Annotated in this window: 11 protein-coding genes; 5 read left to right on the top strand and 6 right to left on the bottom strand. The window is 73.4% G+C overall.

Annotated features, from left to right (window positions below; translation table 11 throughout):
- Positions 1-32: 32 nt before the first annotated feature.
- Entirely contained in the window at positions 33-932 is a 900-nt protein-coding gene (gene map, locus EQG70_RS11155; RefSeq protein WP_109268758.1) for a type I methionyl aminopeptidase, read from the bottom strand.
- Positions 933-1,063: 131 nt separating this feature from the next.
- Here map and EQG70_RS11150 point away from each other — a divergent pair, with 131 nt between their 5' ends.
- Positions 1,064-1,240 (top strand): SPOR domain-containing protein, encoded by a 177-nt coding sequence (locus EQG70_RS11150; RefSeq protein WP_017834145.1) that lies wholly within the window; start codon positions 1,064-1,066, stop codon positions 1,238-1,240.
- A gap of 64 nt (positions 1,241-1,304) precedes the next feature.
- Here the strand turns inward: EQG70_RS11150 and panB are convergent, their stop codons facing one another.
- Positions 1,305-2,141 carry a 3-methyl-2-oxobutanoate hydroxymethyltransferase gene (panB, locus tag EQG70_RS11145; RefSeq protein WP_095651555.1) on the bottom strand — a complete coding sequence of 279 codons (837 nt, stop codon included), beginning with the start codon at positions 2,139-2,141 and terminating at the stop codon, positions 1,305-1,307.
- A gap of 137 nt (positions 2,142-2,278) precedes the next feature.
- On the opposite strand from panB, the gene glnA (EQG70_RS11140) reads away from it, so the two are divergent.
- Both glnA (EQG70_RS11140) and EQG70_RS11135 read left to right on the top strand, forming a co-directional pair.
- Positions 2,279-3,619 carry a type I glutamate--ammonia ligase gene (gene glnA, locus EQG70_RS11140; protein ID WP_017834147.1) on the top strand — a complete coding sequence of 447 codons (1,341 nt, stop codon included), beginning with the start codon at positions 2,279-2,281 and terminating at the stop codon, positions 3,617-3,619.
- A gap of 18 nt (positions 3,620-3,637) precedes the next feature.
- Positions 3,638-6,703 carry a bifunctional [glutamine synthetase] adenylyltransferase/[glutamine synthetase]-adenylyl-L-tyrosine phosphorylase gene (locus EQG70_RS11135; RefSeq protein WP_109268759.1) on the top strand — a complete coding sequence of 1,022 codons (3,066 nt, stop codon included), beginning with the start codon at positions 3,638-3,640 and terminating at the stop codon, positions 6,701-6,703.
- Positions 6,704-6,823: 120 nt separating this feature from the next.
- Here EQG70_RS11135 and glnA (EQG70_RS11130) read toward each other — a convergent pair whose 3' ends face one another.
- Positions 6,824-8,248, bottom strand: coding sequence for a type I glutamate--ammonia ligase (glnA, locus tag EQG70_RS11130; RefSeq protein ID WP_017834149.1), 1,425 nt, complete (start codon positions 8,246-8,248; stop codon positions 6,824-6,826).
- Between the two features lie 196 nt (positions 8,249-8,444).
- On the opposite strand from glnA (EQG70_RS11130), the gene EQG70_RS11125 reads away from it, so the two are divergent.
- Positions 8,445-8,891 (top strand): RDD family protein, encoded by a 447-nt coding sequence (locus tag EQG70_RS11125; RefSeq protein ID WP_109268760.1) that lies wholly within the window; start codon positions 8,445-8,447, stop codon positions 8,889-8,891.
- Positions 8,892-8,999: 108 nt separating this feature from the next.
- Here EQG70_RS11125 and EQG70_RS11120 read toward each other — a convergent pair whose 3' ends face one another.
- From EQG70_RS11120 to lipB, 3 genes are all read right to left on the bottom strand, one after another.
- Positions 9,000-9,797 carry a DUF4191 domain-containing protein gene (locus EQG70_RS11120; RefSeq protein WP_109268761.1) on the bottom strand — a complete coding sequence of 266 codons (798 nt, stop codon included), beginning with the start codon at positions 9,795-9,797 and terminating at the stop codon, positions 9,000-9,002.
- A gap of 127 nt (positions 9,798-9,924) precedes the next feature.
- Entirely contained in the window at positions 9,925-10,932 is a 1,008-nt protein-coding gene (gene lipA / locus EQG70_RS11115; RefSeq protein ID WP_017834152.1) for a lipoyl synthase, read from the bottom strand.
- Between the two features lie 70 nt (positions 10,933-11,002).
- A complete protein-coding gene (gene lipB / locus EQG70_RS11110; RefSeq protein WP_109268762.1) occupies positions 11,003-11,704 on the bottom strand; it encodes a lipoyl(octanoyl) transferase LipB in 702 nt (233 codons plus the stop codon).
- A gap of 95 nt (positions 11,705-11,799) precedes the next feature.
- On the opposite strand from lipB, the gene EQG70_RS11105 reads away from it, so the two are divergent.
- Positions 11,800-13,467 (top strand): serine/threonine-protein kinase, encoded by a 1,668-nt coding sequence (locus tag EQG70_RS11105; protein ID WP_109268763.1) that lies wholly within the window; start codon positions 11,800-11,802, stop codon positions 13,465-13,467.
- Positions 13,468-13,469: the final 2 nt, after the last annotated feature.

Here is a 13,469-nt window from a genome sequence, read left to right as displayed (position 1 = left end):
TCGGATGATCAGTGGGCAGTCTACGGCAGGGCCTACGGAAGGGTGAGGACGTCCACCCCGTCCTCGGTGACGGCCATGGTGTGCTCGAACTGCGCGCTGCGCCGCCGGTCGCGCGTGGTCACGGTCCAGTCGTCGTCCCACTGCTCCCACTGGATCGTGCCCAGGGTCAGCATGGGCTCGATCGTGAAGACCATGCCCGGGACCATCGGGGTGGAGTAGGACGGCGCGGCGTCGTAGTGGGGGACGATCAGCCCGGAGTGGAACTCCCGGCCCACCCCGTGGCCGGTGAAGTCCCGCACCACGCCGTAGTCGAAGCGCCGGGCGTACTTCTCGATGACGCGGCCGATGACATTGATCTCCCGGCCCGGGCGGACGGCCTTGACGGCCCGGTTCAGGGCCTCCTCGGTGCGCTCGACCAGCAGGCGGGACTGCTCGTCGACCTCGCCCACCAGGAACATCCGGTTGGTGTCGCCGTGGAAGCCGTCCTTGTAGGCCGTGACGTCCAGGTTGATGATGTCGCCCTCCTCCAGCACCGTGGAGTCGGGGATGCCGTGGCAGATCACCTCGTTGAGGGACGTGCAGATGGACTTGGGGAAGCCCCGGTACCCCAGGCAGGAGGGGTAGGCCCCGTGGTCGCACAGGTACTCGTGGGCGATCCGGTCGAGCTCGTCCGTGGTCGTGCCCGGCACGGCGGCCCGGCCGGCCTCCTGCAGGGCGCGCGCCGCGATCCGGCCCGCCGCGCGGATGAGCTCGATCTCGTCCGGGGTGTAGACGTCGCCGCCGCGGCCCTCGTCCGGCTCCGCCCGGCCCACGTACTCGGGGCGGGGGATGGACGCCGGCACGGGCCGGCCGGGGGTCACGGCGCCGGGGGCGAGGGCGCCGACGGGGGCGGTGCCGCCGGGGGCGGGAGCGGTGAGGTTGTGCGTGGGCACGGGGGTCTGGACCTCCTGGATCGGGTGGGCCGGCCCCGTCCGGGCCGGTCCGGGCCTAGGATCTACCCTAGCGCGCCGGGCACGGGGCCGGTCCGGTCACCGGGGCCCGGCGGCCGTCGAGAGGAGAGGTCATGGCCGAGTACTGGTTCAACACCTACACCCACCAGGTCGAGGAGGGCCCGCAGTCGGACTACCGCAAGCTGCTCGGGCCCTACGCCACGCGCGAGGAGGCGCAGAACGCGCTGAAGCTCGCCGCGGAGCGCACCCGGCAGTGGGACGAGGAGGACCGCGCCTTCGAGGAGGGCTGATCCGCCGCGGGCGCAGCACCCCGACGGCCGGGGCGCCCCGGAACGGTGCGCCGGGCGCGGCGGCTCAGAAGCCGTGCTCCGGGGCCGGGAAGGCCCCCGAGCGCACGTCCTCGACGTAGCGGCCCACGGCGTCGGAGACCACCCCGTGCAGGTCCGCGTACTGCCGGACGAAGCGCGGCATCCGGCCCCGGCGCAGCCCCAGCATGTCCTGCCACACGAGCACCTGGCCGGTGGTCGCGGGCCCGGCCCCGATGCCCACGGTCGGGATCTCCAGGGCGGCGTCCACGGCCGCGGCGGCCTCCGCCGGGACCATCTCCATCACCAGGCAGAAGGCCCCGGCGGCCTCGAGGGCGCGGGCGTCCTCCACGAGCGTGCGCGCGGCGTCGCCGCGCCCCTGCACCCGGTACCCGCCCAGGGCGTGCTCGCTCTGCGGGGTGAAGCCGATGTGGGCCACGACGGGCACCCCGGCCTGGACCATGGCCCGGACGTGGGGGGCGAACCACGCCCCGCCCTCGAGCTTCACCGCGTGCGCGCCGCCCTCCTTGAGGAAGCGCACCGCGGTGGCCACCGCCTGCTCGGGGGAGGCCTCGTAGGAGCCGAAGGGCAGGTCCACCACCACGAACGCGCGCTCGACGGCGCCGGACACGGCACGGCACATCGGCAGCAGCTCGTCCACGGTGACGGGCAGGGTGCTGGAGTGGCCCAGGACGTTGTTGCCCGCGGAGTCCCCGACCAGCAGCGAGTCGACGCCGGCCGCGTCGAAGATCGCCGCCGTCAGGGCGTCGTAGCACGTGAGCATCGTGAACTTCTCGTCACGGCGCTTGGCCTCGCGCAGGTGGTGCGTGCGCACCCGGCGCACGTCCAGCGCGCCCGGTGCCGGACGGGGTGTCTCCTGGGTCATGGCCCCACCCTATCGGGCGCGCCCGTCCGCGCCGTCCGGTCCGGCGGGCGCGGCGGGACAGCGCGTTAGAGTGGGCGGGACAGCAGGCGTGCCCGGGCGGCACAGCACTCCCGGGCAGGAAGACGAGGAAGACAACCATGGACCGTCAGCAGGAGTTCGTCCTCAGGACCATCGAGGAGCGCGACGTGCGCTTCGTGCGCATGTGGTTCACGGACGTCGTCGGGAGCCTCAAGTCGGTGGCCCTGGCCCCCGCCGAGGTCGAGGCGGCCTTCGAGGAGGGGCTCGGCTTCGACGGCTCCTCCATCGAGGGCCTGTCGCGGGTCTCCGAGGCGGACATGCTCCTGCAGCCGGACCCGTCCACGTTCCAGATCCTGCCCTGGCGCAGCGAGACGGAGCCCACCGCCCGGATGTTCTGCAACATCCTCACCCCGGACGGCGAGCCCTCGTCCTCGGACCCGCGCGGGGTGCTCAAGCGGGTCCTGGAGAAGGCCTCGGACATGGGCTTCACCTGCTACACGGCGCCGGAGATCGAGTTCTACCTGCTGAAGTCCGCGGACCTCGACGCCGAGGGCCGGCCCACGCCCGTGGACCACGAGGGGTACTTCGACCACGTGCCGGGCGGCGTGGTGCAGGACTTCCGGCGCAAGGCCGTGAACATGCTGGAGGCCGTCGGGATCTCCGTTGAGTTCTCCCACCACGAGGCCGGCCCCGGGCAGAACGAGATCGACCTGCGCTACGCCGACGCCCTGCAGACGGCCGACAACATCATGACGTTCCGCACGGTCATCAAGGAGGTCGCGCTCTCGCAGGGGCTGTACGCGACCTTCATGCCCAAGCCGTTCACCGAGCACCCCGGCTCCGGCATGCACACCCACTTCTCGCTCTTCGAGGGGGACACCAACGCCTTCTTCGAGGCCGGGTCCGAGTTCCGCCTCTCCCGCACGGCCGGGCACTTCATCGCCGGCATCCTGCGTCACGCCCCCGAGTTCACGTCGGTGACCAACCAGTTCGTCAACTCCTACAAGCGGCTGTGGGGCGGGGGAGAGGCCCCCTCCTACCAGTCCTGGGGCCACAACAACCGCTCCGCGCTCGTGCGGGTGCCCCTGTCCAAGCCGGACAAGGTGCAGGCCGCGCGCATCGAGTACCGCGGCATCGACTCCGCCACGAACCCCTACCTCTCCTACGCCGCGCTGCTGGCCGCGGGTCTGCGGGGCATCGAGAACGAGTACGAGCTCCCGCCCGTGGAGCTGGACGACGTCGCGGCGATGAGCTCCGCGGAGCGCCGCGCCCTCGGCCACAACCCGCTGCCCTCGAGCCTGTACGACGCCATCCGGGAGACCGAGGAGTCGGAGTTCATGGCCGAGCTGCTCGGGGAGCAGGTCTACGACTACTTCCTGCGCAACAAGCGCCGCGACTGGAACGACTACCGCCGGGTCGTCACGCACTTCGAGCTCAAGAACAACCTCGGCATCCTCTGACCCCGGACGGACCGTCCCATGACACACCCTCCCCAGTCCGCGGCCCCGGCGGGCACCGTCCCGTCCGGCCGTCTCATCAAGGTCGGCTTCGCGGACACGGGCAACGCCCAGCGCTGGCTCGGCTTCCCGGAGCTCGCCGAGGTCGACCTCGACCGGCTGCTGGAGGGTCTGGCCCTGGCGGCCTCGCCCGATGTCGCCCTGCGGCTCACCGTCCGGCTCCTCGAGGGCTCCCCGGAGCTCGCCGAGCGGATCAACGCCGGCCCTGAGGCCTCCGAGGCCATGTTCCGGCTACTGGGCTCCTCCGAGGCGCTCGGGGAGTTCCTGCTCCGGCGCCCCGAGCACCTGGACCTGCTCGCGGAGCCCGCCGCCGCCGAGCCGGCGGAGATCCCCGGCGAGCAGTTCCGCGACGCGCTGCTGACGGCGGTCGGCGCGGACCCCGCCGCCCGGACCCCGGTGGCCTCCGGGACCGGTGACGCCGCCTGCAGCGCCCTGCGCGCGGCCTACCGGCGGGAGCTGACGCGCATCGCGATCCGGGACGTCGGGGCCCTCTACCCCGCCGACCACATGCCCGCGGTGGGCCGCCAGCTCGCCGACCTGGCCGCCGCGGCCCTCGAGGGGGCGCTCGCCGTCTCCCGGGCGGAGGCGGCGGGGACCTGGGCCCCCGAGACCGTCGACCGGGTGCGGCTCGCCGTGATCGGGATGGGCAAGTGCGGCGCCCGGGAGCTCAACTACATCTCCGACGTCGACGTCGTCCACGTCATGGCCGTCGAGGACCCGGACGGCGCGGAGCCCCTGGACGGGGCGGAGGCCACCGTCATCGCCACGGCCCTCGCCACGGGCACCGCCCGGGCGCTCATGGCCCGCGGCGCGGAGCCCCCGCTGTGGGAGGTGGACGCCAACCTCCGGCCCGAGGGCAAGGACGGGCCGCTCGTGCGCACCCTGGACTCGCACGTGCGCTACTACGAACGGTGGGCCGAGTCCTGGGAGTTCCAGGCCCTGCTCAAGGCCCGGCCCGTGGCCGGGGACCCGGAGCTCGGGGCGGCCTACCGCAAGGCCATCGAGCCGTTCGTGTGGCGCAGCTCCGGGCGCGAGGGCTTCGTCGAGTCCGTGCAGGCCATGCGCCGGCGGGTCACCGACAACATCCCGGCCGCCGAGGGCGAGCGCCAGATCAAGCTGGGCCCCGGCGGGCTGCGCGACGTCGAGTTCACCGTCCAGCTCCTCCAGCTGGTGCACGGGCGCACGGACGAGCGGGTCCGGACCCAGGCCACGACCGAGTCCCTGGCCGCGCTCTCCGAGGGCGGCTACATCGGCCGCCGGGACAGCGAGCAGTTCTCCGCCCACTACCGCTGGCTGCGCCTCCTGGAGCACCGCATCCAGCTGTTCCGGCTGCGCCGCACCCACCTCATGCCGCGGGGCGAGCAGGAGCTCACGGTCATTGCCCGCTCCCTGCGCGGCGCCGCGGACACCGCCCGCCCCTCCGGCGACTCGCTGCTCGAGGAGTGGCGCAAGGTCAAGCGCAGCGTCCGGGGGATGCACGAGCGGATCTTCTACCGGCCGCTGCTGGCCGCGCTCGCCCACCTGCCCGAGACCGACACCCAGCTCTCGGCGGAGTCGGTGCGGGACCGGCTCGCCGCGCTCGGCTACCGGGACCCGAAGGCCGCCGTGCGCCACATCGAGGCGCTCACCCGCGGCGTCAGCCGGCGGGCCGAGATCCTGCGCACCCTGCTGCCCGTGCTCCTGGCCTGGCTGGCCGACGGCGTCGACGCCGACGCCGGGCTGCTGGGCTTCCGGCGGCTCTCCGAGTCCCTCGGGACCACCCCATGGTTCCTGCGCCTGCTCCGCGACTCGAACGCCGCCGCCGAACGCCTGTGCCAGATCCTCTCCAGCTCCCGGTACGTCACCGACCTGCTGGAGAACTCTCCGGAGGCGACCGCCTGGCTCGGCCAGGACGACGAGCTGTGCCCGGTGTCCTTCGAGACGCTGTGGAGCGAGATCCGCGCCCAGATGGCCCGTCACCCCGACCCCGGGGAGGCCGTGCGGATGATCCGCCTCATCCGCCGCCGCGAGGAGCTGCGCGTCGCGCTCGCGGACACCTCCGGACTGCTCGACGTCGAGCAGGTCGTGGCGGCGCTGTCCGACATCGACCGGGTCTGCATCCTGGGCGCCCTGCACGTGGCCGAGCGGGAGGTCTACGACCGGGCCGGCCGGCTCGCCGACGTCCTCGTCGTCGCGATGGGCCGGCAGGGCGGGCGGGAGATCGGCTACGGCTCCGACGCCGACGTCATGTACGTCTACGCCCCGGTGGGGGACGCGGACCCCGCCGCGGCCCGGGAGCAGGCCGAGACCCTGCTGCAGCGGATGGTGCAGCTGCTCAAGGCGCCCTGCACGCCGCCCATCGTGGCGGAGCGCGTGCTGGAGATCGACAACGACCTGCGCCCCGAGGGCAAGCAGGGGCCCATGGTGCGCTCCGTCGAGTCCTACGCCGAGTACTACGCCCGGTGGGCGCAGACCTGGGAGTTCCAGGCGCTCACCCGGGCGCTGCCCCTGGCCGGCAGCGACGAGCTGGCCGACGCGTTCCGGCGGGTCGTGGACCCGCTGCGCTACCCGGCGGAGTTCACGGAGCGCCAGCTGCTGGAGATCCGGCGGATGAAGGCCCGCGTGGAGAACGAGCGGATGCCGCGCGGCGCGGACCCGGCCCGGCACCTGAAGCTGGGCCGCGGCGGGCTCTCGGACGTCGAGTGGCTCGTCCAGACGCTGCAGCTCCAGCACGGGCACCGGATCCAGGGGCTGCGGACCACGAACACCTTGTTGGCCCTGCACGCCGCCGAGGAGGCCGGTCTCGTGAGCGCCGAGGACGCCCTGGCCCTGTCCGCCGCGTGGCGGCTGGCCACGGCGGTGCGCAACGGCAACGTCCTGCGGACCGGGCGCCGCTCCGACGCCCTGCCCGCCAAGCGGGCCGACCTCGAGGCGGTGGCCCGCTGGTGCGGGTACCCCCACGGTTGCGCCGGCCGGCTCGAGGAGGACTACCTGCGCACCACCCGCAAGGCCCGCGCCGTGTTCGAGCGGCTCTTCTACGGCCACTGATGACTGCCATCGTCGGCGGCCACCGACGGTGTCGTCGTCGGACTGTCGGCGGCACGGGGAAGGCCCCGGACCCCTTCGTGGGGTCCGGGGCCTTCCCCGTGCAACGGTCGAATCTGTGGCTCAGACGCCGTAGTACATCGAGAACTCCAGCGGGTGCGGGACCACGGACAGCGGCTTGAGCTCGAACTCGCGCTTGTACTCGATCCAGGACTGGATGGTGTCCTCGGTGAAGACGTCACCGGCGAGCAGGAACTCGTGGTCCGCCTCGAGGGCCAGCAGCGCCTCCTCGAGCGAGGCCGGGGCCTTCTTGATGTCCTTGGCCTCCTCGGCGGGCAGCTCGTAGAGGTCCTTGTCGATCGGGTCGGCCGGCTCGATGCGGTTGCGGATGCCGTCGAGGCCCGCCATCAGCTGGGCGGCGAACGCCAGGTACGGGTTGCACGAGGGGTCCGGGGCGCGGAACTCGAGGCGCTTGGCCTTCGGGTTGGTGCCCGTGATCGGGATGCGGATGCCGGCGGAGCGGTTGCCCTGCGAGTACACCATGTTGACCGGCGCCTCGAAGCCCTTGACCAGGCGGCGGTAGGAGTTCACCGTCGGATTGGTGAAGGCTAGCACGGCCGAGGAGTGCTCCAGGAGGCCGCCGATGTACCAGCGGGCGATGTCGGACAGGCCCGCGTAGCCCTTCTCGTCGTAGAACAGCGGCTCGCTGCCCTTCCACAGGGACTGGTGGCAGTGCATCCCGGAGCCGTTGTCGTTGTAGACGGGCTTGGGCATGAACGTGGCCGACTTGCCGAAGGCGTCCGCGGTGTTCTTGATGACGTACTTGAACTTCTGCAGGTCGTCGGCCGCCCGGGTGAGGGTGCTGAACTTGTAGTTGATCTCGGCCTGACCGGGAGCGCCCACCTCGTGGTGGGAGCGCTCGACCTCGAGGCCCACCTCGTCCAGGGCCACGCACATCGCGTCGCGCAGGTCGGCCTGCTTGTCGACCGGGGAGACCGGGAAGTAGCCGCCCTTGGTGGCGGTCTTGTTGCCCAGGTTGCCGCCCTCCTCCTTGCGCCCGGTGTTCCAGGCGGCCTCGTCGGAGTCGATGGCGTAGAAGGAGCCCTGCGGCTGGATGTCGTAGCGGACGTCCTCGAAGATGAAGAACTCGGCCTCGGAGGCGAAGTTGGCGACGTCCGCGATGCCGGTCGACGCCATGTACGCCTCGGCGCGCTCGGCGACGCCGCGGGGGTCGCGGTGGTAGGGCTCCCCGGTGCGGGGGTTCACGATCGAGCAGGTGACCACGAGGGTCTTCTCGACGCGGAACGGGTCCACGAAGGCCGACGTCGGGTCCGGGATGAGCTGCATGTCGGACTCGGCGATGCCCTGGAAGCCCCGGATGGAGGAGCCGTCGAACAGCTGCCCGTGCTCGAAGAAGTCGTCGTCCACGGACTTGGCGGGGAGGTTGAAGTGCTGCTGCACGCCGGGCATGTCCGTGAACCGGACGTCGACGAAGACGATCTCCTCGTCCTTGATGAACGTGAGGACTTCCTCGGGTGTCTGGAACATGTGCTGTTCTCCTTGTTAGGTGGGCTGGACCGCCGTGCCGGGAATGCTCGTGCGGCGTCCGTTTCCGGGGACAACGCTACGGACCGGGCATTAAGGCTCCGTGTCCCGGTTGTTTCCTCGGTGTTACGCGGAGGACCGCCGGGGAGCCACGGTCTCCCGTCAGTCTAGGGGAGTCCCGCCCCGATACCCTGAGGGGATGATCGACAGACGTGACGTGGGCTCGTGGCTCGAGGGGCCGGGGACCGGCCGGCAGCAGTACCCGGGGCAGCGCCTCGGGCGACCGGAGCAGGGGCCGGGCTCCGTGGGACGCGTGGGGCGGCGGATCGTGGCCCTGGTGGTGGACTGGTTCCTGTGCTGGGGCCTCGCCGAGTGGCTCGTGCCCCGGTGGAACGAGCAGGGCCTGATGACCCTGGCGTTCCTGTTCGTGCTCAACGTGCTGCTGGTCGGCGCGACCGGCCACACCCCCGGGCACCTGCTCCTGGGCCTCCAGGTGCAGGCGCTGGCGGGGCGGCCGGCGGGGTTCGCCCGAGCCGCGGTCCGCTCCCTCCTGCTGTGCCTCGTGATCCCGGCGGTCGTGTTCGACCCGGACCAGCGCGGCCTGCACGACCGGGCGGCGGAGACGATCCTCGTCCGCACGCGCTGAGCGCGGCGCCGGGCGCGGCACCGGGCACGACGACGACGGAGCCCCCCGCCTTCCGTGGAAGGCGGGGGGCTCCGTGCGTGTCGTGGTGCGTGCCGTGGGGCCGGCGGCTCAGCGGCCGCGCATGGCCCTGCGGTCCGGGCGGGCGCGCATCGGGTCCACGCCCTTGGGGATCGGCAGGCGGTTGCCCAGGGTGCTGATCCGCTTGTGCACGGTCTGCACCTCCTGCTGGGTGAGCTTCTTGTCGAGCTTCTTCATCCGCTTGGACAGCTCCCGCAGGGGGACCTGTCCCTCGCCCTTGCCGGTCTTGATGACGTGGATCGGCACGTTCTGGATCACGGGGCCGATCCGGCGGCGCTCCTTGGCGACGAGCTTGTCGACCCGCCCCGCGGGGCCCTCGGTCACGAGGACCACCCCGGGCCGGCCGATGGCCCGGAAGATGAGGTCGCGGGTGCGCGGGTCCATGGCGGCCGGCTGGTCCTCGACGATCCAGCCGCGGCGCAGCGCGGACAGCGCGGCGCCGGCGGCCCCGGGCTGGTCCTCGATCCGGGCGAACGCGGCGCGCTCGGCCCGCCGGGACAGGTAGAAGGAGGCGGCCAGCAGGGCGAACGGCAGGCCGATGAGCAGCCCGGTGATCCAGTTGCCGAGGAGCACGCCGATGAGCAGGAAGACCAGCAGGACCCCGAGGCCGATCAGCAGCATCCACCAGCCGATGTTGGGCTCGACCTCGCGGGTCATCTTGAAGACCTGCTTGATCTGGCCGAGGAACCCGGGCCCCTTGGTCGCCTTCCGCTGCTTCTTCGCCTCGCGCTTCTGCGCCCGGGTGGGCTTCCCGGACGGCTTGCCCGCCGGCTTCCCGGGGGAGGTGGATCGCGACGCGGGGCGCGACTTGGCGTGGGAAGGTGACACGGTGAGACCTCGTCCTGTGGTGCGGTGGCGGTGTTCCGGGGGGACCAGCGGCGTCAGGGCGTCAGGGCGCCCGGCCGTGGTCCGTCCTCCAGTTTAGCGGGTGGGCGGGGCCGCGCCCCGCCGGACCTCAGCGGAGTCGCTGGACGAGCGAGGAGGCCTCCTGGGAGGCGCTGCCGGTGTCCTCGATGTGCGCCAGGTGCTCCGGGATCGCCCGGCCCGACTTCTCCATGGCGCGGGCCCACAGCCGGCCGGCGCGGTAGGAGGAGCGGACCATGGGGCCGGCCATGACGCCCAGGAAGCCGATCTCCTCGGCCATCTCGGAGAGCTCCACGAACTCCTCGGGCTTGACCCACCGGTCGATCGGGTGGAACAGCGGGGAAGGGCGCAGGTACTGGGTGAGCGTGATGATGTCGCACCCGGCGTCGTTGAGGTCGCACAGCGCCTCGTAGATCTCCTGGTTCGTCTCGCCCATGCCGAGGATGAGGTTGGACTTGGTGATCATCCCGGCGTCCTTGCCCTGGGTGATGACGTCCAGGGAGCGCTCGTAGGTGAACGCGGGCCGGATCTGGCGGAAGATGCGCGGGACCGTCTCGACGTTGTGCGCGAAGACCTCCGGCGCGGCGTCGATGACCTGCTGCAGCCGGTCCGGCTTGCCCTGGAAGTCGGGGATCAGGATCTCCACACCGGTGTTCGGGTTCAGCGTGTGGATCGCGCGGATCGTCTCCGCGTACAGCCAGGCGCCGCCGTCGTCGAGGTCGTCACGGGCCACGCCCGTCACGGTCGCGTAGCGCAGGCCCAGCTCCTTGACGGACTCGGCCACCTTGCGGGGCTCGGTGACGTCCAGCAGGTCCGGCTTGCCGGTGGCGATGTCGCAGAAGTCGCAGCGGCGGGTGCACTTGGAGCCGCCGATCAGGAACGTGGCCTCCCGGTCCTCCCAGCACTCGTAGATGTTGGGACAGCCCGCCTCCTCGCACACGGTGTGCAGGCCCTTGCCGCGGGCCAGCGACTTCAGCTCCTGGAACTCGGGGCCCATCCGTGCGGTGTTCTTCAGCCAGGACGGCTTCTTCTCGATCGGCGTCTCGGCGTTGCGCGCCTCGACGCGCAGCAGGCGGCGGCCCTCGGGGGCAACGGTCATGGTCGGTCTCCTTGTCGAGATGTCGACGGTGGTGCGCTCACGGTCCCGGCGGTCCCGGGGGCGGCGCGGGTCAGCTGACGGCGGTGGGCCAGGGCAGCGGACCCGGGGTCCCTGACGGGACGAACTGTTCGCACAACTCGTCCCGGCGGGCGGATATTTCCTGCTCCACGCGCGCGACCACCGTCTCCGGGGTCACGAGCCGGCCCGTCTCCTGCGAGAGGCTCGTGACGGAGGCGTCGGTGATGCCGCAGGGGATGATCCTGCCGAACGGCCGCAGGTCGTTGGAGCAGTTCAGGGCGAAGCCGTGCATGGTGGCCCGCTTGGAGACCTGCACGCCGATGGCGGCGATCTTGCGGTCCGGCCCATGCTCGTCCGCGAGCACCCAGGCCCCGGAGCGTCCCGCCACGGTGGTGGCCTCCACCCCGAGGTCCGCGACGACGGCGATGATGATCTCCTCGAGCAGGCGCACGAAGCGCACGACGTCGATGGGCGTGGTCAGCCGGACGACGGGATAGCCCACGAGCATCCCCGGGCCGTGGTAGGTGAGCTTGCCCCCGCGTCCGATCTCCACGACCTCGGTCCCGTCGGTGGGGTACTCGTGGGGCTCGGCGCGCCGTCCAGCCGTGAAGACCGGGGGGTGCTCCAGCAGCAGCACGGTGTTGTCCCGCTCGCCCGCGACGACCTCCCGGTGCACGTTCTTCTGCAGCTCGAGCGCCGAGCGGTAGTCGACGAGGTGCGGGTCGAAGCCGAGCCGTTCGAAGCAGATGGACATGTCCCCAGCCTATCGCGCGGCGGGGACAACGCGCGCCGGGCGGGGGCTGTGGACGGCGCCCACGGCCCGGGGCGACGGGCGGGCATGCTGGGGGCATGGAGCAGCGCCCCGCCGCGCACGGCGGCCACCACGAGCCCTCCCGGGCCCCGTCAGTCTCCGCCCGGACGCGGCTCGCCGCGGCCGTCCGGGACGACGGGGCGGGCCCCCTCCCCGGCACGCGGATCGAGGACACGCCTCCGCGGCTCCCGCCGGAGGACGGCCTGGAGCCGGTGCGCCGCCTGGGCGGCCGATCGTGGCTGGTGCGGGAGGCCCGGTCGGGGGAGCACTTCGTCCTGCGGCCCTGCCCGGAGGAGCCAGGACCGGAGCGCGACCGGTCGAGGGCCGCGCTCCGGTCGCTCGCGGTCGCCCTGGCGGGCCGGGACGAGGCCTGTCTCGTGGCCGTGCGCGGCCTGCTGGGCCCGGCGGCGGCACCGGCCGGGCTGGTCGAGGACTTCCTGCGGGGCGGCTCCCTCGCCGACCGGCTGGCCGAGCGCGGCCGGCTGGCGCCCGCCGAGGCCGCCGCGGTGCTGCGGGACGCCGCGACCGGCCTGGCCGCCCTGCACGCCCTCGGCCGGTGCCACGGGGAGCTCTCCGCCCGGCAGGTCCTGTTCCGCGGCACCGTGGCCCCTCCGGAGAGCCCGGCCGCGGGCCCGGCGGAGAGCACAGGGGAGCGCACGGCGGCCGCGGACGGCGCGGGGCACGTCGCCGCGGTGCGCGCGGGCACCGCGGCGGGGAGCCCGGAGGAGGACGTCCGCGCTCTCGGGGCCCTCGGGTGGGCTGCGCTCACCGGGCGGGCCCCGGCCCGGGAGGCGCGGCGGGCGCCCCTGTCCCTGCTGTGCCCCGGCGCCCCGCCCGGCCTCGTGCGGGCGGTCGAGGCGGCCCTCGACCCCGACGCCTCGGCCCGGCCCACGGCGGCGGAACTGGCCGACCGGTTCGCGCGGGCCCAGGAGCCGGACCCCGGCGGGCGGCGGGTCGCCGCCGCCCGTCCGGAGCCGGTCCGGACGGGCGGCGGCCGCCGGGCCGTGCTCGTCGGGGCGGCGGCGCTGCTGCTGGCCGCCGGGGGCGCGGTCCTGCTCCCCCTGGGCGGGGCCGGCCCGTCGCCGGACCCGGCGGCCGATCCGGCGAACGCGCCGGCGGCCACGACGCCCCCGGCGCGGTTCCCCTCTGCGGCGCGGTCGGGCCCGGTGGCGCCGGGGTCCGTCGTCGACCCGCCGCAGGACGCCGTCGAGCACGCGGACCCCCGGCGGGCGCTGGGAGAGCTGGTGGCGCGGCGGGGAGAGGCCCTGCGCACCGGTGACGCCTGGCTGCTGGACGAGGTGTACGCCCCCGGCGCCCGGGCCGCGGCGGCGGACCGGGACACCATCGCCCGGGCGGACGGCGGTTTTCCCGGCCTCGTCCTCGAGGCCGAGAGCGTCCGCGACGGGCCGGCGGGGTCCGCGCCGCCGGGCGGGGTCGTGCTGGTGGCCGAGGTGCGGGTGGACGGCCACCGCGGCGGGCCGGGCACGGTCCCGTCCGTGGTGCCGGCCGGGGACGGATGGGTGCAGACGGTCCTCGTCGAGCTGGTCCACGGAGAGCAGGGCTGGCGGCTGGCCGAGGTGGAACCTGCGGCGGGGGCGACGGCCCCGCCGGGAACCGGCTCGGACGGGCAGCTGCGGAACGGACGGGGGCCGGACGGGCAGGAGCCGGACGGACCGGAACCGGCACGGCAGGACCCCCGGGGCTGACG

It is taken from the genome of Kocuria rosea (genome assembly GCF_006094695.1).
In the GTDB taxonomy this organism is placed as follows: domain Bacteria; phylum Actinomycetota; class Actinomycetes; order Actinomycetales; family Micrococcaceae; genus Kocuria; species Kocuria rosea.
This window is presented reverse-complemented; position numbering and strand designations above follow the sequence as displayed.